The organism is Enterobacter sp. CP102 (assembly GCF_025152625.1).
GTDB lineage: Bacteria > Pseudomonadota > Gammaproteobacteria > Enterobacterales > Enterobacteriaceae > Enterobacter > Enterobacter soli.
In genome coordinates, this window is record NZ_CP104014.1 from 1761827 (window position 1) to 1785613 (window position 23787).

Genomic DNA, 23787 nt, shown 5'->3' on the forward strand with positions numbered 1-23787 from the left:
TGCGCCTGGGTTATGATTGCTGCAATGTCGGGGAGCTTTTAAAGCTAAAACAGAATGCGGCCACGGCGGCCGCACAGGATCAATAGCGCGAGGGGACACCTTGCGGGCGGGTTTTGAAGCGGCGATGCAGCCACATGTATTGCTCGGGGGCGAGCATAATGCACTGTTCAACAACGCCGTTCATCCATTTGGCCGTGGTTTCGGCGTCGTCCAGCGGCGGCGTTATTTCCGGTTCCAGCATGATTAACTGATAGCCGGAGCCGTCGGGTTTACGGCGCGGAACAAAGGGAACGATAGCGGCTTTGGACATCCGCGCCAGCATCCAGGTGCCGGTTGTTGTCGCGGCTTCATCGACCGCAAAGAAAGGGACAAATACGCTGGCCTGCGGGCCGTAATCATGGTCCGGGGCGTACCAGACAACTTCGCCGGACTTGAGCGCACGGATCATCCCTTTCAGATCCTTACGGTCGATCATGCTTTTGTTTGAACGCATCCGGCCATTAGTCTGCACTAAATCGATCACCGGGTTGTCATTCGGGCGGTAAACGCCAATGCCCGGCGCCTGCATTCCGAACATGCGCGCGCCGATTTCCAGCGTCAGAAAGTGCACACCAATTAACAGTACACCTGTCTGGTTCTCCTGAAGCGAATGCACTGGCTCCATGCCGGTTCCGGCTACTTCGGTCCAGCGCGCCATGCGCTTGTCGGGCCAGAACCATGCCATACCGGTTTCCATCAGCCCCATGCCCACAGATTCGAAATTTCTGGCAACCATATCATGGCGCTCTGACTCGCTCATTTGCGGGAAGCAGAGCTCCAGGTTGCGGTAAGCGATTCTGGCGCGACGTTTCATGAACATTTGCGCGAAACGACCCAAACCTTTACCCAGACGGAAAATGACCGGATAAGGAAGTTGGACAAGCAGCCACAAGAAGCCTATACCAAGCCAGGTTAACCAATAACGGGGATGCAAAAGGGCGGCAGTAAATTTCGGTAGCTGGGTCATGTCTGTCCTGTTTTCTTACGTCCTGAAGGTCTTATTGTCTCATTTTTTAAAGCTTAGCCAAAATATCTGTCATCGAATCGAGCGTTAATGCAGCAAATGTTACGTGCAATAATTCTGGCTGAATGAAATGTAGCGTAAATTGTATGGATGTAAATTGTCTTTGTTTGCTATATGATGCCGACCGATTTTTCTTACTCTTAACGATTGCAGGACTTGTACACCATGCCAGTGTTACACAACCGCGTATCGAATGAGATGTTAAAAGAGCGTATGTTGGCTGAAACCGAACCGCGCACGACAATCTCATTCTACAAATATTTCACCATCAACGATCCACAAGCGACCCGCGATACACTTTACCAGGCATTTACTGCGCTGAATGTGTTCGGACGAGTCTATTTGGCACGTGAAGGTATTAATGCGCAGATCAGCATCCCTGAAAGCAAAGTAGATGCGTTTCGCGATTTCCTTTATGCATTTGACCCCGCGCTGAACGACCTGCGTCTGAATATTGCCCTGGACGACGACGGTAAATCGTTCTGGGTACTGCGCATGAAAGTCCGTGAGCGCATTGTTGCGGACGGTATCGACGACCCGAGTTTTAATGCGGGTGATGTAGGGGAATACCTCAAAGCGGCCGAAGTGAATGCGATGCTCGATGACCCGGATGCGGTGTTCATCGATATGCGTAACCATTACGAATACGAAGTGGGTCATTTCGAAAACGCAATGGAAATCCCCGCGGACACTTTCCGTGAACAGCTGCCGAAAGCTGTTGAAATGATGCAGGAACATAAAGATAAAAAAATCGTTATGTACTGCACCGGCGGTATTCGCTGCGAAAAAGCCAGCGCCTGGATGAAACACAACGGGTTTAATAAAGTCTGGCACATTGAGGGTGGCATCATTGAGTATGCCCGTCGTGCTCGTGAGCAAGGGCTGCCGGTACGCTTTATCGGCAAGAACTTCGTGTTCGATGAGCGCATGGGCGAGCGGATTTCAGATGATGTGATTTCACACTGCCACCAGTGCGGCACGCCGTGCGACACACATACGAACTGCAAAAACGATGGCTGCCATCTGCTGTTTATCCAGTGTCCGGCCTGTGCTGAGAAGTACCACAACTGTTGTAGCGAGTTGTGCAGCGAAGAGAGCATGTTGCCTGAAGAAGAGCAACGTCGCCGTCGCGCGGGCCGTGAAAACGGCAACAAGATCTTTAATAAATCCCGCGGTCGCCTGAATACCAAACTGGGTATTCCTGACCCGAAATAAAGAAATAAGCCCGGTGGTGTGTTGATTCACCGGGCTGCATTATTACGACTTCTGCTGAACACCTTCCACAGAAATAATCAATTCGACATCCTTGGACGCCGGGCCTAAATCCGTGGTGATATTAAAGTCTTTCAGGTGAATTTTACCGGTGGCCTCGAAACCTGCACGCTTACCGCCCCATGGATCATCACCCTGGCCGATTAACGTTGCCTGAAGCGTGACCGGTTTTGTGACGCCGTTAAGGGTGAGATTACCGGTAATATCCAGTTTCTCTCCGGCTTTCTTCACCTCTGTTGAGGTGAATGTGGCCTGTGGGAATTTTGTTACGTTAAGGAAATCGGCACTGCGCAGATGCTTATCGCGTTCAGCATGGTTAGTATTCACACTGTTGGTATTAATGGTGACATTAACGTTATCCGCGGCGGGATTTTTGTCATCAAAACGAAATGTACCATCAAAATCGTTAAAGCTGCCATATAACCAGCTGTAACCAAGATGCTGAATACGGAAATTGACGAAGGCATGTTGGCCCTCTTTATCAATTTTATAATCAGCGGCCACCGCAGAACCGGCGGTAAATAACAGTGAACCTAACGCGATACCCAACAGGTGTTTTTTCATTTTATGCTCCAGAGTCAACTGACGAACGGCCGAGCATCCGCTTCAGCGTATCGTCTTTATCAATAAAGTGGTGTTTGAGCGCAGCAAGCCCGTGAAGGACTGAAAAGATAACGATGCTCCAGGCAAGCCACAGATGAACAACGCCCGCGATGTCGGCCTGTGAACCGGCATCCGTCAGTGTGGCGGGAACGTCGAAAAGGCCAAAGACGCTGACCGGCTTGCCATCCGCCGTGGAGATAAGATATCCACTCACTAAAATGGCGATGAGCAGGGCATAGAGGGCAATATGTGCCCCTTTTGCGCTAAGACGCGTGAATTTACCGTGGCTTTGCGGCGCAGGTGGTGGCGGAGAGATATGCCGCCACAACACGCGGAAAACGAGTCCCATCATCAGCAAAATGCCAATGCTTTTATGCAACTCAGGTGCCTGATGATACCAGCCATCATAATAGCTGAGCGTCACCATCCAGAGTCCAAGACCGAACATGGCATAAATAGCCAGTGCAAATACCCAGTGTAAGGACATGGATATAATGCCGTAGCGCGAAGACGAATTTCGCAGTTGCATAAATATTACCATTCGTAATAAACAGAACGGTAAAAATGGACTGTGTAAAAAGATATTGCAACTTAAATTACTGAATAAGGATATTTATTTAATTTATTTCAGTGATTTTGAAAATGATGAGGTGATGTAATTCAGTGTGTTCGTGCAATTAACGGTGGGGTTATCATAGGGCCAGAAATGCATATATTAATCAAAAATCCGCGTAATTAAATTAATATAAAGTAGTGTCAGTTATTGTCAGTGTTTCTTTTCAATAAAATACAATATAAACAAAATCGATGATTGCCAGCAGCGACCACAATAAAATATAGAGCATTAAATGTTCGCGAATATTATTGATAAGGTAGCCAACGATTTTGCGCATAATACCCCGCGAAGTGTAGTGATAAAACACAGGCTCCGAACCTTCGGAGCCTGTGGGCGTATTATCCGTTAAAACGCGAGAGCGAGAAGGGCGTCAGATCAAACTGTGGCGCGATCCCCTGCGCAAATTGTGCCGCGATTTCGCCCAGTACAGAGGCAAACTTAAAGCCGTGGCCGCTGAGCCCGGTGATAAGCAGCGTGTTGTCATGGCCGGGCAGGGTGTCGATGATGAAATCTTCATCCGGGGTGTTGTCATAGGTGCAGGCTGCGCCGTAGAGAAGGCCGCCAATGCCGGGCAGGATATTTCGCAGGAACGTAAAAGCCTCAGAACCGTCGGTCGGGTAAGCGCCAAAAGGTTTACGCTCATCAGGTTCAGAGATAACCTGCCCGCCGTTGTGTTTGCCAATCTTGAGCGCGTCTTTTTCTGACGGGAAGCCGTAGAACTGATCGCCATTGGGCAACTCGCCGGTGAAGGCCGGGAATTTATTCTGACTGCTGTAACGGCCATCTGCCTGGAACCAGGAGAACACTTTACGCACTGGCTGTACGGGCAGGTCAGGCAGCAATTTTGTTACCCAGGTGCCAGCGCTGATCAGCAGGCGAGAGGCAGAATAGTCGCCATCCTGGGTGCTAACGGTAACACCATCTTCATGATGGGTAATGGCAGTCACCGGACAGTTGAATAGCTGGGCGCATCCTGCTTTTTCGGCAAGCGAAATCCAGGTTTTGATGGCCGTCTCGCAATGCAATACGCCGGAGTTGGCTTCAAACAGCCCAATATAATCATCAGGAACGCGGATCTCCGGCCAGCGTTTCATGATGGCGTCAGCGTCCAGACTCTCAACATCAAGATTAAACTCACGCGCGCTGTGCTCCACGGTGGCCAGAAACGCAGAATGAGCAGGCCCGATGTTAATAATGCCTGTACGGTCAAAGACGCGCTCTTCGGTGAGGGTGGCCAGTTCATCCCAAAGCGTCTGGGCACGCAGCACCAGTGGCACATAGCGTTCACCTTCGCCATAAGCGTGACGAATCAGACGGGTATCACCGTGATGGCTGCCTTCAGAATGCGGAGGAAGATGGGCGTCTATCATCAGAACGTTGAGGCCAGCCTGCGTGGCATAATAACCAGCCGCTGAACCAACGGAGCCACTGCCTATAATGATTAAGTCGTATTTCATAGGTATCTCTTAAACCAACACTTTGTTAGCAGAGTAATTAACATCGGAGGGTTATACAAGGGAGAAATAAATAAGGCACCACGAAGGTGCCTGTTGAGTGAAAAGTGGGCATAAGGTTAATGCCGTTTATACTCATTTTCCTGGTAGTCGCCAGATTCTATTTTTGCAATACCTGCTTCTAAAATAGAAATAAACTGACGTGCGACGGCAGTGGTAAGCCACAGCGTCTGTCCAATTTCCGCTTCTTCACGGTTTGGCTGATTCGGGGTCTGGTAGTGCAAACGCAGCATCAAGGCATCGTAGCTATCTACGGTACTGATATCCCAGCCAACGAGAGGATGGGTCTGGATGACTTCACTATTCTTTTCCATGATAACCCCCTTAATACGTGTTAGAAGACAACGACTTTGAGGTTCAATACATGTTTATCTGAAGCAATTTCAGTATATCAATAAATAAGGGTTATGACGGGAAAAATAAAGAGCTGGCAACACATTTTTCTGTGTTTTAGGATTGTTCGAACAATAAAACACCATCTTGTTCACGTTTTTTTAAGAAGACACCCAATTATTTTGAACTATTCCGGATGGCAGATAAAAAAAAGCCGGGGCGACCCGGCAAAAAAAACACAATGAGGGAGCAAGATTTAATCGGTGATGAACCAGTCGTCGGCACTTTCCCACGTTTCTTGCAGGATTTCGCTGATGCGATCTTTATCTTCTTTTGCAGCACCAATGACGGACAGGTTGTTCGCGGCAGCATAACGTACCGTTACAGCACCTTCGTTTTCCGGGAAACTGTTGTGAATACGGCGGGATAATTCACCGGCAAGCGCATCAAGCGCACCTGCAGGCAGAACGGTTGTTTTGGCGATGGTAACTTCAATACGCATAAATGCCCCCTGTGTAATATACTGTTTATTTATACAGGTGTATTATCGATTTGACAACAAGGGGCATTGATATTTTTAGCGCTTAACGGTCCAGTGCACGGTTTCACCCGCCAGGAATGGGATCAACGTGTCGTCAGTCAGCGGAATGGCCTCTTCAACCTGGTACGCGGTGCGCTCCAGTTCAATAAAGGTTTCATTGACCGGCAGGCCATAGAAACGCGGGCCGTTCAGGGAGCAGAAGGCTTCAAAATGCGCCAGCGCATTCATCTCTTCAAACACGGTGGCGTAGCTGGCCAGTGCGGTTGGTGCGTTGAAGCAGCCTGCACAGCCGCAGCTCGCTTCTTTGCGATGACGCGCGTGTGGTGCGGAATCGGTGCCCAGGAATGCCCGGTTGAAACCGCTTGCGACCAGCTCTCGCAGTGCCTGCTGGTGGATATTGCGCTTGAGGATCGGCAGGCAGTACAGATGCGGACGAACACCGCCTACCAGCATGTGGTTACGGTTAAACATCAGATGCTGTGGGGTGATGGTGGCGGCGATAAGCTCATTGCCGTCGCGAACATATTCGGCAGCATCTTTAGTGGTGATGTGCTCAAACACCACTTTCAGTGCAGGCAGACGCTGACGCAGCGGCTCCATCACTGTTTCAATAAAACGGGCTTCACGGTCGAAGATATCAATATCGGCGTGGGTAACTTCACCGTGGATCAGCAGCGGCATCCCCAGTTTCTGCATTCTTTCCAGTACCGGCATAATGGCGTCGATACTGGTCACACCGTGGCTGGAGTTGGTGGTCGCATTGGCCGGGTAGAGCTTCGCGGCAGTGAACACCCCTTCGTTAAACCCACGCTCCACTTCGTTCGGGTCGAGTGAGTCCGTCAGATAGCAGGTCATCAGTGGGGTAAAGTCATGACCCGCAGGAACGGCATCAAGAATACGCTGGCGATACGCGATGGCGGCATCGACGGTGGTGACTGGCGGAACCAGGTTAGGCATAACAATCGCGCGGCCATAAATTTCACTGGTATAAGGCACGACGGTTTTCAGCATATCGCCATCACGCAGATGGATATGCCAGTCGTCAGGGCGGCGGATTTTAAGAACCTGGGGTTGTGCAGTCATGGATGAGCTCCGGCTTGTCAGGAATCAGTCATTGGGATGGCTGTTTTTGCCGGACACAAATCATAAGCGGAAACGTTTTCGTTTGCACACATTTCCGTAAAAAAAAGGGCGCCTGAGCGCCCCTGGGGTTAATCGGTGAATGGAATGATAATTTCTCCCGGTTTCACCTCTATCCCTTTTGCATATTTTTTGGCAAGCGATTCGCCCTTGCTCTTATCTTCACTCAGAACATAGGCCGGCTGCTGGTTGAAATAGCTGCGCAGCGACTGGTTCAGATAGGGGATCAGGGTCTGGATCACCGGTTTCATTTTATCGGGTGAAACCACCGCATCCACCACTTCCATCTCTTGCAGATAGATGGCGCCTTTCTCTTTATTAAAGACCGGCAGCGCTTTGAGCTTGAGTTTGATATTCGCTTTCTGGCTGCCGAAGAGGGAATTCATGTCCAGGTCTGCATCACCGGAAAGGGTGACTTTGTTCGGCTCTTCGCGCCCAATCTGACTGGTGAGCTTGCTCAGCACGATATGCGCGTCGGCAAGGCCCGGCACGCCAATGTCTTTTGAAAAGTTGTTATGCTTTTCCAGCGCCTGATTAATCTCCTGCTCACTGACGGTATATTGCGTAAGCTGGTTACAACCCACCAGCAGGCCGCTAACGACGAATGCTGCGGCAATGACGATCTTCTTCATGGAGTTCCTCAAAAAAATATCGGCGCTTCTGTCCTGATGCGTCAGTATGTCAGCGAGATATAGCAGAAACCAGCAGAAAAAACTGATAAAGAAGGGCGGGAGTGCGCTCCCGCCGGACAGAGAGGTTATGCGCCAGGCTCGAGCATCCCGCTCGCGCTGCGTTTCTGGCTGAACTGCCACCACAATGCAAGAAGTGTAATAAAGCCCACCACGCCCAGCATCATCCACGGAAGCTCCGGTTGATTCAGCGCTTTGCCCGCATCAAACAGCCAGCCGCCGCCGGCATAGCCCAGCGCGCCGCCAAAGGCCAGCCCAAGACGGCTGAATCCCATATAGCTGCCGCGGGCGCGGGCGTCTGCCAGTGAGGCGCTCAGCGTTTCACGCGCCGGTTCGGCGATAATCGAACCGATGTAGAAGGTGCATATCAGCATAAAGAGTTGCTGCAAAGTACTTACCAGCCCAATCGGCATCATGCTCAGGGTCATCAGCAGCAGCCCGGCCATCAGCCGATGCTCAAGACGGAACCGGCGTTCGCTCCAGCGGGCAATCGGATAAAGCAGCGTCAGGGAGAGGCAGGCTTCAATGGCGTACATCCATTTGACCGCCGCGGGTGAGCCGGCAATATCGTTAACCATGATGGGCAGCATCAGCATGACCTGAACGGCAAGCATGTAGTAGCCCGTCAGAGTCAGTACATAAGTGACGAAGCGTTTGTCACGCAGCACGCGGCCCAGCCCTTCACGCACCGGGGCTTTTACCGTCGATAATTTCCACGCAGGCAGCAGCCAGGCGTTGAAGGCTGCACACAGAATAAAGAGCACGGCGCCGGTGGCACATACCAGACGAAAATCATATTGCAGCAACCAGCTACCCAACAGCGCGCCAACCACCGCACCGGCGCTATCCTGCATCATCAGAATAGAGAAGAAGCGACCACGCTGGTGCGGGCGGATCAGCTTGACCACCAGTGCCGTTCGTGGGGGATCGAAAAGGGTGCCGCCGATACCAGAAAGGAAGCAGGAGAACCACAGCAGTCAGGGTTCATGCGCAATGCCCATCGTGGCGAAACCTGCCGCGCGTAACAACATCCCGGTGACAATCATTGGTTTGGCACCAAAACGGTCAGCGATAGCCCCACCAAATACGCCCAGCCCCTGCTGGACAAACTGGCGCAAACCCAGCGCGATACCGACCATTAATGCCGCCCAGCCCATTTGATCGACAAAGCGAATCGAAATAAGTGGAAAAACGACAAAAAAGCCGAGCACGACCAGCATGTTATCGACTAGCAGGAAATATTTACCCAGGTTCCTGGCCTGTGATACGCGGGACATTTCCCCTCCAGGGAAAAGAAGATGGTGAGCACGCTAATATTCTGCGGTGTTGCCAGGCGTTTTCCCACCCCGCCAGCAACAATATTTTTTTATCAAAAGGGTGCTTTGATAGAGACTTCTCATCGAAAAATGTGAAAAGAGGTCAAAATGGTATGTCACTGTTTTCACAGACGGCAAAGGCGCAGGTATAGTAAAGCTAATGGGTAGAGCAGAAGCGACGGGAAGGAGTGGTATCGATGTTTGGCTATCGCAGTAATGTGCCAAAAGTGCGCCTGACGACGGACAGGCTTGTCGTCCGTCTGGTGCATGAGCGTGATGCCTGGCGTCTGGCGGATTATTACGCCGAGAATCGCCAGTTTTTAAAGCCCTGGGAACCCGTTCGGGATGAGAGCCATTGCTACCCTTCAGGCTGGCAGGCGCGGCTCAGTATGATTACGGAGTTTCACAAGCAAGGTAGTGCGTTCTATTTTGCACTGCTGGATCCGGAAGAAAAAGAGATCGTTGGTATCGCTAACTTTTCCAACGTCGTGCGTGGGTCATTTCACGCCTGCTATCTCGGGTATTCCATCGGACAGAAGTGGCAAGGTCAGGGGTTGATGTTTGAAGCGCTGACCACGGCAATTCGTTACATGCAACGCACTCAACACATCCATCGCATCATGGCGAACTATATGCCGCATAACCAGCGCAGCGGAAATTTGCTGGCACGTTTAGGGTTCGAGAAAGAAGGTTATGCCAAAGACTATCTGCTTATTGATGGTGAATGGCGTGACCATGTGCTGACGGCGTTAACCACCCCGGACTGGACAGCAGGTCGTTAAGGAGAAAAGATGAAATATCAGTTAACCGCCACCGAAGCACGGATCATTGGCTGTCTGCTTGAAAAGCAGGTGACCACGCCAGAGCAATATCCGCTGTCTGTGAATGCAGTGACCATGGCCTGTAATCAAAAGACCAACCGCGAGCCGGTGATGAACCTCGGTGAGCACGACGTGCAGGATGTACTGGACGCGCTGGTCAAACGGCATTATCTGCGCACGGTGAGCGGGTTTGGCAACCGGGTGACGAAGTACGAACAACGTTTTTGTAATTCTGAATTTGGCGATCTCAAACTCAGCAGCGCAGAAGTGGCGTTGATCACCACGCTGCTGCTGCGCGGCGCGCAAACCCCAGGCGAACTGCGTTCACGCGCCTCCCGAATGCATGAGTTCAGCGATATGCAGGAAGTCGAACAAACTTTGGAAGGGCTGGCGACACGCGAAGATGGCCCGTACGTGCAACGCCTGGCGCGTGAGCCGGGCAAGCGCGAAAGCCGCTTTATGCACCTGTTCAGTGGCGATGTGGAAACGCTTGAGAGTTTTACTGAAACCGATGCACCAGAGGGCAATGACAGCCTGACGGCGCGTGTGGACGCGCTTGAAGAGGAAGTCGCCGGGCTTAAACAGCGTCTGGATGCCTTGCTTGCTCATTTGGGAGATTAACGGTGACAAAATTACGTGTGGGAGTGGTCGGGCTTGGCGGTATTGCTCAAAAAGCCTGGTTACCGGTATTAGGCGCAGCGACGGACTGGACGCTGCAAGGGGCGTGGTCGCCCACTCGCGAAAAAGCCCAGCGCATCTGTGATACCTGGCGCATCCCGTATGCCAGCTCGCTGCTGGATTTAGCCCGCGACTGTGATGCGGTGTTTGTGCATACCTCAACCTCAACGCATTATCAGGTAGTCAGCGAATTACTGAACGCCGGTGTCCACGTCTGCGTGGATAAGCCACTGGCGGAAAACGTGCAGGATGCCGAGCGCCTGATTGACCTTGCGGCCAGCAAAAACCTGCAACTGATGGTCGGTTTCAACCGCCGCTTTGCACCGCTCTATCAGCAGCTCAAAGCCCAGTCTGGCAACCTGGCCTCGCTGCGCATGGACAAGCACCGGACTGACAGCATTGGGCCGAACGATCTGCGCTTTACGTTGCTCGATGATTATCTGCATGTTGTGGACACCGCGTTGTGGCTCACCAACGGCAACGCGCAGCTGAAAAGCGGAACGCTGTTAACCAGCGAGCAGGGCGAAATGGTGTATGCCGAACACCACTTCTCGGTGGATCATCTCCAGGTGACAACCAGTATGCACCGCCGGGCGGGCAGCCAGCGGGAATTCGTGCAGGCCGTTACCGATGGCGCACTGTATGACATCACCGATATGCGCGAGTGGCGGGAAGAGAAGGGCAACGGTGTGGTGATGCAGCCTGTTCCTGGCTGGCAGAGCACGCTTGAACAACGTGGCTTTGTCGGGTGTGCGCGTCACTTTATCACCTGCGTGCAAAATCAGACGGTTCCGGAAACCTCGGGCGAGCAGGCAATCCTGGCGCAGCGTATTGTGGAAAGGCTCTGGCGAGATGCCATGAGTGAATAACTCGCTGTAACATCTGCGGATAGTAATTCGTTGAAATCGGGTTAGACTAAGCGCCGCTTGTTGGCTTTGCCGGGTGGCGCTTTCGTTTACCCGGCCTACAAATCCGTATGGTTCTGGAAATTCACGTTAATGAACTTATTAAAATCGCTGGCGGCAGTCAGCTCGATGACCATGTTTTCCCGCGTGCTTGGCTTTGCGCGCGATGCCATTGTGGCGAGGGTTTTCGGCGCAGGGATGGCCACTGACGCCTTTTTCGTCGCGTTCAAGCTACCCAATTTGCTGCGCCGTATTTTTGCCGAAGGGGCATTTTCACAGGCGTTTGTTCCCATCCTTGCGGAATATAAAAGCAAGCAGGGCGAAGATGCCACCCGCGTTTTTGTCTCCTATGTCTCTGGCCTGTTAACGCTGGCGCTGGCGGTAGTGACCGTTATCGGGATGCTGGCAGCCCCCTGGGTGATCATGGTCACGGCGCCGGGTTTTGCTGATACGGCCGATAAATTTGCCCTCACCAGCCAGCTCCTGCGTATTACCTTTCCTTATATTCTGCTGATCTCACTGGCCTCACTGGTCGGCGCCATTCTGAACACCTGGAACCGTTTCTCCGTTCCGGCGTTTGCGCCCACGTTCCTTAACGTCAGCATGATCGGCTTTGCGCTGTTTGCGGCCCCGCATTTCAATCCACCAGTTCTGGCGCTGGCCTGGGCTGTTACCGTGGGCGGTGTATTACAGCTGGCCTATCAGCTGCCGCATCTGAAAAAGATAGGGATGCTGGTGCTGCCGCGCGTTAACTTCCGTGATGCCGGGGCGATGCGCGTGATTAAGCAGATGGGCCCGGCGATCCTCGGCGTATCCGTCAGCCAGATCTCGCTGATTATCAACACCATCTTTGCCTCTTTCCTGGTGTCCGGCTCTGTTTCCTGGATGTATTACGCTGACCGTCTGATGGAGTTCCCGTCAGGGGTGCTGGGCGTTGCGCTGGGGACAATTCTGCTGCCATCGCTGTCGAAAAGCTTCGCCAGCGGTAATCATGATGAATACTGCCGTTTGATGGACTGGGGGCTTCGTTTGTGCTTCCTGCTGGCATTACCGAGCGCGGTGGCGCTGGGCATTCTGGCGAAACCACTTACGGTGTCGTTGTTCCAGTACGGTAAATTTACCGCTTTTGACGCCGCCATGACCCAGCGCGCGCTGGTGGCCTATTCGGTGGGGCTGATGGGGCTGATTGTCGTTAAAGTGCTTGCTCCGGGCTTCTACTCCCGTCAGGACATTAAAACTCCGGTGAAGATTGCCATCGTGACCCTGGTCATGACGCAGCTCATGAACCTTGCGTTTATTGGCCCGCTGAAACATGCCGGTCTGTCACTGTCGATTGGTCTGGCGGCCTGTCTGAACGCCGGGCTGTTGTACTGGCAGCTGCGTAAACAGGATATCTTTACCCCGCAGCCTGGCTGGGCGAGTTTCCTGGTGCGTTTGCTGATTGCGGTGCTGGTGATGTCGGCGGCGTTACTCGGCATGATGTACGTGATGCCAGACTGGGCGCAGGGTACGATGCCTTATCGCCTGATGCGTCTGATGGCCGTGGTGGTGGTCGGTATTGTGGCTTACTTCGCAACGCTTGCAGTACTTGGGTTTAAAGTGAAAGAGTTTGCCCGCCGTACGGCATAAACGCCAAAAGGGGAGTTCACCAGATGGTGCTCCCCGTTCACTGATTCGCCGTTAAAACGTCAAATCGAAATCTTTTTCCCGCCCGTAATTCTCGCACTGGATGTTTGACCATCCGCGCCGTAAAGCCCCGTTTCTTTATGGGGTTTTAACACTTCAAGCGCCTGCTGATTACGTACGATCTGTCCTTCTAACAGCCAGCCGTTATGCTGATTGAGGTCGCGAAGATGCAGGGTCTTTTCTGTAATCGTCTGCCAGCGTTCGACAATCTCATCGTTTGCACTGCGTCGCGGATCTTGTTCCGCGCGTCGCTGCTGCTCCAGGTAATCCAGCGTCGCCAGGAGCGAGCTTTTATCTTCGGTAATACGTTGCAACGCGCTGCCGTTGATCTGACCGGAAGACAGGTGTTGTTGTTCTGCATCCATTACCGTTTTCAGGTCGTTCAGGACAACCGTCATTTGATCCAGTATTTCTGGCAGTCGACTCATACGGTTAGTTACTCTGTAAGAAACTCTGCGCTTCCTGAATCAGTGCATCAGCGATTTTGCTGGTGTCCATTTTCAGCTCGCCGTTACGAATAGCGGTTTTCAGTGATTCAACACGGTCCATGTTGATATCGCTGCTGCCTGGCTGCATCAGTTTTGCCTGCGCATCGCTCAGGGTGACGCTGGTGCTGTTTGCAGTTGACTGTTTTTCCAGACGCGTTTTTTGCGGCGTAGCGTCATTCGTTTCGCGAGGTTGTACAGTGCTAACCGGTTTTAGGGCTGATGTACGATCAATGCTCATTGTGTTGTCCTCATCGAGGGTTCGCGGCGTTTGCGCCTGACATCATCATTAGTTGATTATTTATCGGCAGTCGCAGCGATTTCTTTAAAAAGATTATAGGTTAATCAGAATATTCCCATCAGTATCGACAGTTCCGCTAACCACCTGGCCTGAGGACATCCTCACACGGGCATTTTGCGCAACGGCAGCGTTGTTTAACGCCTGTCCTTCACTGTTAACGCTAAACCCATCTCCGTTGGCAACGACCATCACCCGCTGACCGGCTTTTACCCGCCACGCCTGGCGCAGCATTGACAGCTGAATGGCCTGACCTGGGGCAACATCGCGAAGGCTTACCGCGTCCTGCGCCTGATTAATGTCGAGCATGGTGCGAGGCGGAAGTTGATCCAGGCGGCCACGTTTTAGCGTCACGCTGCCTGTCTGCAACACGCTTCCCCGGGCGATAGGCTGGGCGGCGACAACATAATTGCCCGTCGCCTGAACTACAACCTGTAAATAACGTTTTTCATTGGCGCAGCGCGCCAGCACGTTCACGTTGCCCCACAGTTTCGCACTGCCGGTCACGCTGAAAGAGGGCTGGTCGCAAGAGGGATACAGATTGGGCGGTGTGCGCACGATAACCGTGACGTCATCGCTAAAGCCTGCCAACTGCTGGGCAAAGAAGCTCGTCAGCTGGTCGCTAAGGCCAGTTGTCTGAGGATTTTCTGCCTGAACAAAGGGGCTTAAAAGCAATATGGTTGCCGCAAGGCCATGTCTCAATGTCCGCATCGCACGTTCCACCGTTTTCAGAATTGAGAGGATTCTACCTTCAGTGGTTTTGCATCAACGCAATAAATAGCGACGCATTTTGCGCTTATTCCGTCGATAAGGCAGACGGGTTGAGATTTAAGCTGTGAACTGAAATTTTGCCATCAGCGGAGGAGACATGCTCGATAAACTCGACGCTGCCTTACGTTTTCAGCAGGAAGCGCTCAATTTACGCGCCCAGCGGCAGGAAATTTTAGCCGCCAATATCGCTAACGCGGATACCCCCGGGTTTCAGGCGCGCGATATTGATTTTTCCAGTGAGCTTAAAAAAGTGATGGAGCGGGGACGTACCGAAGGGACTGGGGTTGCGCTTGCACTGACATCCTCACGCCATATTCCCGCTCAGGCGATGACTGCGCCAACCACTGACTTACTTTATCGCGTCCCCGATCAGCCTTCCCTCGACGGTAACACCGTAGACATGGACCGGGAGCGTACACAGTTTGCCGATAACAGCCTTCAGTATCAGACAGGCCTGACCGTGCTCGGCGGACAAATCAAAAGCATGATGAGCGTCCTCCAGGGGGGCAACTAATTCATGGCCTTGCTGAATATTTTTGATATCGCGGGTTCGGCGCTGACAGCGCAGTCCAAACGCCTGAACGTGGCGGCCAGTAACCTGGCAAACGCCGACAGCGTGACCGGCCCGGACGGGCAGCCTTATCGCGCAAAACAGGTTGTCTTTCAGGTCGATGCTGCGCCAGGCGCGGCGACGGGCGGCGTGAAAGTCTCTGACGTGGTAGAGAGCCAGGCACCGGACAAACTGGTCTACGAGCCGGGTAATCCGCTCGCCGACGCCAGTGGTTACGTGAAAATGCCAAACGTGGATGTGGTTGGCGAAATGGTCAACTCCATGTCGGCTTCGCGTAGCTATCAGGCCAACGTCGAAGTGCTTAATACCGTGAAGAGCATGATGCTCAAAACACTCACTCTCGGCCAGTAAAGGAGACACGCATGTCCATCGCCGTCAATGTGAATGACACCACTAACTCGGGCGTTACCAGTACCAGCTCGACCAGCTCCAGCTCCCTGACGGGAAGCAGTGCTTCCGATCTGCAAAGCAGCTTCCTGACGCTACTGGTGGCACAGCTGAAGAACCAGGATCCAACCAACCCGATGCAGAACAACGAACTGACCACGCAGCTTGCGCAGATCAGTACCGTTAGCGGCATTGAAAAGCTCAACACCACGCTCGGCTCAGTATCCGGCCAAATCGACAACAGCCAGTCACTCCAGGCGGCGAACCTGATTGGTCACGGTGTCATGATCCCTGGCACCACGGTGCTTGCTGGCAGCACTACCACCGATGGCACAACGTCCACGTCTACCACTCCGTTTGGCGTGGAGCTGCAACAGGCTGCTGACAAAGTTACCGCCACGATTAAAGACTCCACCGGAGCCGTGGTTCGTACCATCGATATTGGCGCGCTGTCGGCCGGTGTTCACACCTTTACCTGGGACGGCAGTGTGACCGATGGCTCTACGGCGCCGAACGGTTCTTACACCGTGTCTATCGCGGCCAGCAACGGGACGACTCAGCTGGTTGCACAGCCACTTCAGTTTGGGCTGGTGCAGGGCGTGATTAAAGGCAGCGACGGCAACAAACTGGATTTGGGTACCACAGGTACCACCACACTCGACGAAGTTCGGCAGATTATCTAAGCCTTAACACTTATCAGGAGTAAGTCATGGCCTTTTCTCAAGCGGTCAGCGGCCTGAATGCTGCGGCCACCAACCTGGATGTCATTGGCAACAACATCGCCAACTCCGCGACCTACGGTTTTAAATCCGGCTCTGCTTCTTTTGCAGATATGTTTGCTGGTTCCAAAGTAGGCCTGGGCGTTAAAGTTGCAGGCATCACTCAGGACTTCACCGACGGTACTACCACCAACACTGGTCGTGGCCTGGATGTGGCTATCAGCCAGAACGGTTTCTTCCGTATGGTTGATGCGAACGGTTCCGTGTTCTACAGCCGTAACGGCCAGTTCAAACTGGACGAAAACCGTAACCTGGTGAACATGCAGGGTCTGCAACTGACCGGTTACCCTGTTGCGGGTACGCCACCATCGGTACAAACCGGTGCGAACCCACAGCCTATTTCGATCCCGAATACCCTGATGGCCGCGAAATCGACCACCACGGCAACGCAGCAGATCAACCTGAACTCCACGGACGACATTCCGACAGTGGCATTTGATCCGACCAACGCGGACAGCTACAACAAGAAGGGTTCGGTCACGGTATATGACAGCCAGGGTAACGAGCATAATATGAGCGTTTACTATGTCAAAACTGCGGACAATACCTGGGATCTGTATACCCAGGATGCAAGCGTTGCTAACTCAGCCGTGAACAAAGCGGCGCAGATGAGTTTTGACAACAACGGTAACCTGGCAGGCGTTTACAACTACACCGCGCTTGGTACCACGCCGGAGACCTGGTCACTGGCTACTACCGCCAACACCACCCCGTCTATCAATATCGTTACCGATTCAGTCAGTGGCGCAACCCCTGCATCGTTCAACCTGAGCTTCCTGAACTCCATGCAGCAGAACACCGGTTCCAACAACGTTGTGGCGACCACTCAGAACGGCTACAAGCCTGGCGACCTGGTGAGCTACCAGATCAACGATGACGGTACCGTTGTGGGTAACTACTCCAACGAACAGACTCAGGTTCTGGGTCAGATCGTGATGGCAAACTTCGCTAACAACGAAGGTTTGCAGTCAGAAGGCGATAACGTCTGGTCTGCAACCCAGTCATCCGGCGTTGCGCTGCTGGGTACAGCAGGAACCGGTAACTTCGGTACGCTGACCAACGGTGCCCTGGAAGCCTCCAACGTTGACCTGAGTAAAGAGCTGGTGAACATGATTGTTGCTCAACGTAACTATCAGTCGAACGCACAGACGATCAAAACTCAGGATCAGATCCTCAACACGCTGGTTAACCTGCGTTAAGCGGCTAACAGGAAAGCGCAATGGATCACGCAATATATACAGCGATGGGCGCCGCAAGCCAGACGCTCAATCAGCAGGCCGTCACCGCCAGCAACCTGGCGAACGCCTCTACACCGGGTTTTCGTGCGCAGCTTAATGCGCTGCGCGCCGTGCCGGTAGAAGGGCTGTCGTTACCTACGCGTACGCTGGTAACGGCTTCTACACCAGGTGCGGATATGACGCCGGGTCAGATGGATTACACCTCGCGTCCACTGGACGTTGCGCTTCAGCAGGACGGCTGGCTGGCCGTGCAAACTGCTGATGGCAGCGAGGGGTATACCCGCAACGGTAATATCCAGGTGAGCGCCACCGGGCAACTGACGATCCAGGGACACCCTGTTATGGGTGAAGCTGGCCCGCTTACCGTACCGGAAGGCTCAGAGCTGACCATCGCTGCTGACGGGACCATCTCGGCATTAAACCCAGGTGACCCGGCAAACACCGTTGCGCCTGTCGGTCGTCTGAAGCTGGTTAAAGCGGAAGGCAAAGAAGTGCAGCGTGGTGATGACGGGATGTTCCGTCTGACCCAGGCGACGCAAGCCACGCGTGGTGCCACATTACAGGCCGATCCGAGTATTCGTGTGATGTCTGGTGTGCTGGAAGGCAGTAACGTCAAACCGGTTGAAGCCATGACCGATATGATCGCCAGTGCCCGTCGTTTTGAAATGCAGATGAAAATTATCAGCAGCGTTGATGAAAACGCGAGCAAAGCTAACCAACTTCTGGCTATGAGTTAACAGGACTTCCTATGATCAGTTCTTTATGGATCGCGAAAACGGGCCTGGATGCACAACAAACCAATATGGACGTTATTGCCAACAACCTGGCAAACGTCAGTACCAATGGTTTCAAGCGTCAGCGCGCCGTTTTCGAAGATTTGCTTTATCAAACTATTCGTCAGCCAGGTGCTCAGTCTTCTGAACAAACCACGCTGCCGTCCGGTTTGCAGATCGGTACCGGTGTTCGTCCGGTGGCGACCGAGCGTCTGCATAGCCAGGGCAACCTGTCTCAGACAAACAACAGTAAAGACGTGGCGATCAAAGGCCAGGGTTTCTTCCAGGTGCAGCTGCCTGACGGAACCTCAGCTTATACCCGCGATGGCTCTTTCCAGGTTGATCAGAACGGCCAGCTGGTAACCGCGGGCGGTTTCCAGGTTCAGCCTGCGATCACTATCCCGGCGAACGCCCTGAGCATCACCATCGGTCGTGATGGTGTGGTCAGCGTAACGCAGCAGGGGCAGACCAACCCGGTGCAGGTAGGGCAACTCAACCTGACCACCTTCATGAACGATACCGGTCTGGAAAGCATTGGTGAGAACCTCTACACCGAAACGCAATCCTCCGGTACGCCAAATGAAAGCACGCCTGGCCTTAACGGCGCAGGTTTGCTGTATCAGGGTTATGTCGAAACCTCGAACGTTAACGTTGCGGAAGAACTGGTGAATATGATCCAGGTTCAGCGCGCGTATGAAATTAACAGTAAAGCAGTGTCGACGACCGACCAGATGCTGCAAAAACTGACGCAACTCTAAGGTGTAGTCCGGTGCGGTAACTGCCGCACCGGCTCCCTGTTTTCGAAGATGAAGGCAATGCAAAAACACGCGGCGTTTCGTTATCCGATTATGACTGTCCTGGCCGTCACACTCAGCGGCTGTGCCTGGATCCCGTCTAAACCACTGGTTGAGGGTGCGACTACCGCCCAACCCGTTCCTGGCCCTGCGCCAGTTGTGAACGGCTCCATTTTCCAGACTGCGCAGCCGATTAACTATGGTTATCAGCCGCTGTTTGAAGACCGTCGCCCGCGTAACGTCGGCGATACCCTGACCATTGTGTTGCAGGAAAACGTCAGTGCGAGCAAGAGCTCGTCGGCGAATGCCAGCCGCGATGGCAAAACCAATTTTGGCTTCGACACCGTACCACGCTACCTACAGGGCCTGTTTGGCAATGCGCGTGCCGATGTTGATGCATCTGGCGGCAACACCTTTAACGGTAAGGGTGGCGCAAACGCAAGTAACACTTTCAGCGGTACGCTGACGGTGACGGTTGACCAGGTTCTGGTTAACGGCAACTTACACGTTGTGGGTGAAAAACAGATTGCCATCAACCAGGGCACTGAGTTCATCCGCTTCTCTGGTGTGGTTAACCCTCGCACCATTAGCGGCACCAATACCGTACCGTCCACCCAGGTGGCGGATGCGCGCATCGAGTACGTCGGCAACGGCTACATCAACGAAGCGCAAAATATGGGCTGGCTGCAACGCTTCTTCCTTAACTTATCGCCGATGTAAGCGAGGTGACTCATGTTTAAATTCCTCTTCGCAGCGGTGCTGACTCTGGTGGCTACCTTTGCTCAGGCCGATCGTATTCGTGACCTGACCAGCGTCCAGGGCGTACGTGAAAACTCCCTGATTGGTTATGGCCTGGTGGTGGGGCTGGACGGCACGGGTGACCAGACCACCCAGACGCCATTCACCACCCAGAGCTTAAACAACATGCTCTCCCAGCTTGGTATTACCGTACCGACGGGCACCAACATGCAGCTGAAAAACGTGGCTGCGGTGATGGTCACCGCGTCCTACCCGGCGTTTGCGCGCCAGGGGCAAACCATCGATGTGGTCGTTTCCTCTATGGGTAACGCCAAAAGCCTGCGCGGCGGTACGCTGCTGATGACGCCATTAAAAGGTGTTGATAGCCAGGTGTATGCGCTGGCGCAGGGTAACATCCTGGTCGGCGGGGCGGGTGCATCTGCGGGCGGCAGCAGCGTGCAGGTGAACCAGCTCAACGGCGGACGTATTACCGGCGGGGCGATTATCGAACGTGAACTGCCAACCCAGTTCGGTTCCGGTAACACCATTAACCTGCAACTGAATAATGAAGACTTCACGATGGCGCAGCAAATTGCCGACACCATCAACCGCAGCCGTGGCTATGGCAGCGCAACCGCGCTGGACGCACGTACCGTGCAGATCCGTACCTCAACGGGCAGCAGCAACCAGGTGCGGATGCTGGCGGATATCCAGAATATGGAAGTCAACGTTCCGCTTCAGGATGCCAAAGTCATTATCAACTCGCGTACGGGCTCTGTGGTGATGAACCGCGAAGTGATGCTCGACAGCTGTGCCGTGGCGCAGGGTAATCTCTCGGTGACGGTGAACCGTTCCGCGAACGTCAGCCAGCCGAATACACCATTTGGTGGTGGCCAGACGGTGGTAACGCCACAAACGCAGATTGATATGCGCCAGAGCGGCGGTTCGCTGCAAAGCGTGCGCTCCAGTGCCAACCTGAACAGCGTGGTACGTGCGCTGAACGCATTGGGTGCAACGCCGATAGATCTGATGTCCATTCTGCAATCAATGCAAAGCGCAGGCTGTCTGCGTGCCAAAGTGGAAATCATCTAATGCTGACCGATAGCAAACTGCTGACCAGTGCCGCCTGGGATGCCCAGTCGCTCAACGAACTGAAAACCAAAGCGGGTAAAGATCCGTCGGCGAATATTCGCCCGGTCGCCCGCCAGGTGGAAGGGATGTTTGTACAGATGATGCTGAAAAGTATGCGTGAAACCCTGCCGAAAGACGGGATTTTCAGCAGCGACTCAACGCGACTCTATACCAGCATGTATGACCAGCAGATTGCGCAGCAGATGACGGCCGGGAAGGGCCTGGGTCTGGCTGACATGATTGTGAAACAGACCGAGGCCGCACAGGGTGTGCAGGCGCAGGAAGAGCAGCCGCAGCAGGTGCCGATGAAGTTCGACCTGGAAACGGTGACCAGTTATCAGAACCAGGCGCTGACGCAGATGGTGCGTAAAGCGATGCCGAAGGCGACCGATAACAGCGACGAGCCGCTTTCCGGTGACAGCAAGGACTTCCTGGCGCAGCTTTCCCTGCCTGCGCGGCTTGCCAGTGAGCAGAGCGGCGTACCGCATCACCTGATTCTGGCGCAGGCTGCGCTGGAGTCGGGCTGGGGGCAACGTCAGATCCGTAAAGAAAACGGTGAGCCAAGCTTTAACATCTTTGGCGTTAAGGCTAACGCCAGCTGGAAAGGGCCAACCACCGAGATCACCACCACGGAATACGAAAACGGCTCCGCCGTGAAAGTGAAAGCGAAATTCCGTGTGTACAGCTCCTATCTGGAAGCTCTGTCGGATTACGTGAACGTGCTGAGCCGCAACCCGCGTTATAACGCTGTGACCCAGGCGGCAACGCCGGAGCAGGGCGCGCAGGCATTGCAAAACGCGGGCTACGCCACCGATCCAAACTATGCGCGTAAGCTTACCAGCATGATCCAGCAGCTGAAATCGATGGGCGAGAAAGTCAGCAAAGCCTATAGCACAGATCTCGAAAATCTGTTCTGAAAGTTCTCAAGTCCCGGTGGAGGCTGCCGATAACCTTCATCAGGACTCGTGTCTGAAAGTATAAAAGGAACCCCCATGTCCAGTTTGATTAACAGCGCCATGAGTGGCCTCAGTGCTGCACAGGCGGCACTCAATACCGTCAGTAATAATATTTCAAGCTACAACGTGGCCGGTTACACTCGCCAGAACACCATTCTGGGAGCCTCTAACAGCACGCTGACAGGCGGTGGCTGGGTTGGCAACGGGGTTTATGTCTCCGGTGTACAGCGTGAGTATGATGCATTCATTACTAACCAGCTGCGTGCGGCAGATACCCAGAACAGCGGGCTTACAACGCGTTATCAGCAGATGTCGAAAATTGACGACGTGCTGTCTGATACCACGAACTCACTGTCCACGACGTTGCAGGACTTCTTTACCAGCCTGCAAACGCTGGTCAGTAACGCAGAAGACCCGGCTGCACGCCAGACGGTACTCGGCAAAGCTGATGGCCTGGTGAACCAGTTCAAGGTTAACGACCAGTATCTGCGCGACCAGGATAAGCAGGTTAATACCTCTATCTCCAGCAGCGTCGACCAGATCAACGCCTACGCGAAACAAATCGCGAACCTTAACGATCAGATTTCACGTCTGACCGGTGTGGGTGCAGGTTCATCTCCGAACGAACTGCTCGATCAGCGTGACCAGCTGGTGAATAACCTGAACCAGATCGTGGGTGTTGAAGTGGCCGTGCAGGACAGCGGTACCTACAACATCTCCTTCGCGAACGGTTACACCCTGGTTCAGGGCAGCACCGCGAATCAGCTGGCGGCGGTTCAGTCCAGCGCTGATCCTTCACGTATCACGGTTGCGTATGTGGATGCGGCTTCTGGCAACGTTGAGATCCCGGAAAAACAGATCACCACCGGTTCCCTGGGCGGATTGTTAACCTTCCGTTCTCAGGATCTGGATAAAGCACGTAACTCGCTGAACCAGATGGCGCTGGCGTTTGCCGATGCCATGAATAAACAGCATGAAGCCGGGTTTGATGCCAATGGCTATGCGGGCGGCAAACTGTTTGATTATGGTTCTCCGTCAGTGCTGAGCAACAGCAAAAATACCGGCAGTGCGTCCGTGACGGCGAGCGTAACTGACAGCTCTGCGGTACAGGCGACTAACTATAAAGTCGAATACAACGGCACCAACTGGACGGTAACCCGTCTGGCGGACAAAACCAGCTTCACCGCAACGGCTGATGCCAGCGGCAACCTGTCGTTTGACGGCCTGAACGTCAGCATCAGCGGTTCTGCGAACACCAAAGACAGTTTCGTTGTGAAGCCGGTCAACGACGTCATCATCAATATGGACCTGGCGATTAGCGACGAATCCAAACTGGCAATGGCGTCAGCCAGCGGCAGTGGCGATAGCGATAACACCAACGGTCAAAAACTGCTGGATCTGCAAAGCGCCAAAGTGGTTGGTGGCAATAAGACCTTCAACGATGCCTACGCTGCACTGGTCAGTACGGTAGGTAGCACCACCGCATCGCTGAAAACCAGTAGCGAAACGCAGACCAACGTTGTGACGCAGCTGACCAAGCAGCAGCAGTCTATCTCCGGGGTTAACCTGGACGAAGAGTACGGCAACCTGCAACGTTATCAGCAGTATTACCTGGCGAATGCGCAGGTACTTCAGACTGCCAGCACGCTCTTTGATGCGTTAATCAATATTCGCTAAGACCGGGGTCAA

At 53.5% G+C, this 23787-nt stretch carries 27 protein-coding genes and 1 pseudogene; 15 read left to right on the forward strand and 13 right to left on the reverse strand.

The window, feature by feature from the left end; translation table 11 throughout:
* Positions 1 to 79: 79 nt before the first annotated feature.
* On the reverse strand, positions 80 to 1006 hold the full coding sequence (locus tag N1249_RS08200) for a Kdo(2)-lipid IV(A) acyltransferase (RefSeq protein ID WP_259836631.1): 927 nt from the start codon (positions 1004 to 1006) through the stop codon (positions 80 to 82).
* 222 nt (positions 1007 to 1228) lie between these two features.
* Here N1249_RS08200 and N1249_RS08205 point away from each other — a divergent pair, with 222 nt between their 5' ends.
* Positions 1229 to 2278, forward strand: coding sequence for a rhodanese-related sulfurtransferase (locus N1249_RS08205; RefSeq protein ID WP_259836633.1), 1050 nt, complete (start codon positions 1229 to 1231; stop codon positions 2276 to 2278).
* 42 nt (positions 2279 to 2320) lie between these two features.
* Here the strand turns inward: N1249_RS08205 and N1249_RS08210 are convergent, their stop codons facing one another.
* The 9 genes and pseudogenes from N1249_RS08210 to mdtH all read right to left on the reverse strand — a co-directional run bounded on the left by N1249_RS08210 (position 2321) and on the right by mdtH (position 9048).
* Positions 2321 to 2899 (reverse strand): YceI family protein, encoded by a 579-nt coding sequence (locus N1249_RS08210; protein ID WP_259836635.1) that lies wholly within the window; start codon positions 2897 to 2899, stop codon positions 2321 to 2323.
* A gap of 1 nt (position 2900) precedes the next feature.
* Complete coding sequence (locus N1249_RS08215; RefSeq protein WP_259836637.1) at positions 2901 to 3467, reverse strand: cytochrome b; 567 nt, start codon at positions 3465 to 3467, stop codon at positions 2901 to 2903.
* Positions 3468 to 3717: 250 nt separating this feature from the next.
* Complete coding sequence (locus N1249_RS08220; protein ID WP_041162036.1) at positions 3718 to 3831, reverse strand: DUF2770 family protein; 114 nt, start codon at positions 3829 to 3831, stop codon at positions 3718 to 3720.
* 61 nt (positions 3832 to 3892) lie between these two features.
* Complete coding sequence (solA, locus tag N1249_RS08225; protein WP_259836640.1) at positions 3893 to 5011, reverse strand: N-methyl-L-tryptophan oxidase; 1119 nt, start codon at positions 5009 to 5011, stop codon at positions 3893 to 3895.
* 116 nt (positions 5012 to 5127) lie between these two features.
* A complete protein-coding gene (gene bssS, locus N1249_RS08230) occupies positions 5128 to 5382 on the reverse strand; it encodes a biofilm formation regulator BssS (RefSeq protein WP_014069756.1) in 255 nt (84 codons plus the stop codon).
* Positions 5383 to 5657: 275 nt separating this feature from the next.
* Positions 5658 to 5903: a DNA damage-inducible protein I gene (gene dinI, locus N1249_RS08235; protein WP_166716959.1), complete on the reverse strand. Its 246-nt coding sequence runs from the start codon at positions 5901 to 5903 to the stop codon at positions 5658 to 5660.
* 75 nt (positions 5904 to 5978) lie between these two features.
* The gene (gene pyrC / locus N1249_RS08240; protein WP_259836648.1) at positions 5979 to 7025 is read right to left on the reverse strand and encodes a dihydroorotase; all 1047 of its coding nucleotides are present in this window, start codon (positions 7023 to 7025) and stop codon (positions 5979 to 5981) included.
* Between the two features lie 128 nt (positions 7026 to 7153).
* Positions 7154 to 7714: a lipoprotein gene (locus N1249_RS08245; RefSeq protein ID WP_014069759.1), complete on the reverse strand. Its 561-nt coding sequence runs from the start codon at positions 7712 to 7714 to the stop codon at positions 7154 to 7156.
* 125 nt (positions 7715 to 7839) lie between these two features.
* Positions 7840 to 9048: pseudogene (gene mdtH, locus N1249_RS08250) on the reverse strand (multidrug efflux MFS transporter MdtH).
* 236 nt (positions 9049 to 9284) lie between these two features.
* Between mdtH and rimJ the strand changes: the two are divergent.
* From rimJ to murJ, 4 genes are all read left to right on the forward strand, one after another.
* Positions 9285 to 9869 carry a ribosomal protein S5-alanine N-acetyltransferase gene (gene rimJ, locus N1249_RS08255; RefSeq protein ID WP_182060443.1) on the forward strand — a complete coding sequence of 195 codons (585 nt, stop codon included), beginning with the start codon at positions 9285 to 9287 and terminating at the stop codon, positions 9867 to 9869.
* Positions 9870 to 9878: 9 nt separating this feature from the next.
* Positions 9879 to 10529 carry a YceH family protein gene (locus N1249_RS08260; RefSeq protein WP_259836651.1) on the forward strand — a complete coding sequence of 217 codons (651 nt, stop codon included), beginning with the start codon at positions 9879 to 9881 and terminating at the stop codon, positions 10527 to 10529.
* Between the two features lie 2 nt (positions 10530 to 10531).
* Complete coding sequence (locus N1249_RS08265) at positions 10532 to 11455, forward strand: Gfo/Idh/MocA family protein (RefSeq protein ID WP_259836653.1); 924 nt, start codon at positions 10532 to 10534, stop codon at positions 11453 to 11455.
* A gap of 129 nt (positions 11456 to 11584) precedes the next feature.
* On the forward strand, positions 11585 to 13120 hold the full coding sequence (gene murJ / locus N1249_RS08270) for a murein biosynthesis integral membrane protein MurJ (RefSeq protein WP_259836655.1): 1536 nt from the start codon (positions 11585 to 11587) through the stop codon (positions 13118 to 13120).
* Between the two features lie 59 nt (positions 13121 to 13179).
* Here murJ and flgN read toward each other — a convergent pair whose 3' ends face one another.
* From flgN to flgA, 3 genes are all read right to left on the reverse strand, one after another.
* Positions 13180 to 13605: a flagella biosynthesis chaperone FlgN gene (gene flgN, locus N1249_RS08275; RefSeq protein WP_259836657.1), complete on the reverse strand. Its 426-nt coding sequence runs from the start codon at positions 13603 to 13605 to the stop codon at positions 13180 to 13182.
* 4 nt (positions 13606 to 13609) lie between these two features.
* Positions 13610 to 13903, reverse strand: coding sequence for a flagellar biosynthesis anti-sigma factor FlgM (gene flgM, locus N1249_RS08280; RefSeq protein WP_259836659.1), 294 nt, complete (start codon positions 13901 to 13903; stop codon positions 13610 to 13612).
* Positions 13904 to 13996: 93 nt separating this feature from the next.
* Positions 13997 to 14671 carry a flagellar basal body P-ring formation chaperone FlgA gene (gene flgA / locus N1249_RS08285; RefSeq protein ID WP_259836661.1) on the reverse strand — a complete coding sequence of 225 codons (675 nt, stop codon included), beginning with the start codon at positions 14669 to 14671 and terminating at the stop codon, positions 13997 to 13999.
* A gap of 157 nt (positions 14672 to 14828) precedes the next feature.
* Here flgA and flgB point away from each other — a divergent pair, with 157 nt between their 5' ends.
* From flgB to flgK, 10 genes are all read left to right on the forward strand, one after another.
* Entirely contained in the window at positions 14829 to 15245 is a 417-nt protein-coding gene (gene flgB / locus N1249_RS08290; protein WP_014069768.1) for a flagellar basal body rod protein FlgB, read from the forward strand.
* 3 nt (positions 15246 to 15248) lie between these two features.
* Positions 15249 to 15653: a flagellar basal body rod protein FlgC gene (gene flgC, locus N1249_RS08295; protein WP_014069769.1), complete on the forward strand. Its 405-nt coding sequence runs from the start codon at positions 15249 to 15251 to the stop codon at positions 15651 to 15653.
* Positions 15654 to 15664: 11 nt separating this feature from the next.
* Positions 15665 to 16372 carry a flagellar hook assembly protein FlgD gene (gene flgD / locus N1249_RS08300; protein ID WP_014069770.1) on the forward strand — a complete coding sequence of 236 codons (708 nt, stop codon included), beginning with the start codon at positions 15665 to 15667 and terminating at the stop codon, positions 16370 to 16372.
* Positions 16373 to 16398: 26 nt separating this feature from the next.
* Entirely contained in the window at positions 16399 to 17667 is a 1269-nt protein-coding gene (gene flgE / locus N1249_RS08305; RefSeq protein WP_259836664.1) for a flagellar hook protein FlgE, read from the forward strand.
* Positions 17668 to 17687: 20 nt separating this feature from the next.
* A complete protein-coding gene (locus N1249_RS08310) occupies positions 17688 to 18443 on the forward strand; it encodes a flagellar basal body rod protein FlgF (RefSeq protein ID WP_014069772.1) in 756 nt (251 codons plus the stop codon).
* Positions 18444 to 18454: 11 nt separating this feature from the next.
* The gene (gene flgG, locus N1249_RS08315) at positions 18455 to 19237 is read left to right on the forward strand and encodes a flagellar basal-body rod protein FlgG (protein ID WP_014069773.1); all 783 of its coding nucleotides are present in this window, start codon (positions 18455 to 18457) and stop codon (positions 19235 to 19237) included.
* Between the two features lie 57 nt (positions 19238 to 19294).
* Positions 19295 to 19993 carry a flagellar basal body L-ring protein FlgH gene (flgH, locus tag N1249_RS08320; protein ID WP_014069774.1) on the forward strand — a complete coding sequence of 233 codons (699 nt, stop codon included), beginning with the start codon at positions 19295 to 19297 and terminating at the stop codon, positions 19991 to 19993.
* Between the two features lie 12 nt (positions 19994 to 20005).
* On the forward strand, positions 20006 to 21103 hold the full coding sequence (locus tag N1249_RS08325; RefSeq protein ID WP_014069775.1) for a flagellar basal body P-ring protein FlgI: 1098 nt from the start codon (positions 20006 to 20008) through the stop codon (positions 21101 to 21103).
* Complete coding sequence (gene flgJ / locus N1249_RS08330; RefSeq protein WP_259836669.1) at positions 21103 to 22059, forward strand: flagellar assembly peptidoglycan hydrolase FlgJ; 957 nt, start codon at positions 21103 to 21105, stop codon at positions 22057 to 22059. Before N1249_RS08325 ends, flgJ begins: the two co-directional genes overlap by 1 nt.
* Positions 22060 to 22134: 75 nt before the next feature.
* Positions 22135 to 23775: a flagellar hook-associated protein FlgK gene (gene flgK / locus N1249_RS08335; RefSeq protein ID WP_259836671.1), complete on the forward strand. Its 1641-nt coding sequence runs from the start codon at positions 22135 to 22137 to the stop codon at positions 23773 to 23775.
* The last annotated feature ends 12 nt before the right edge of the window (positions 23776 to 23787 follow it).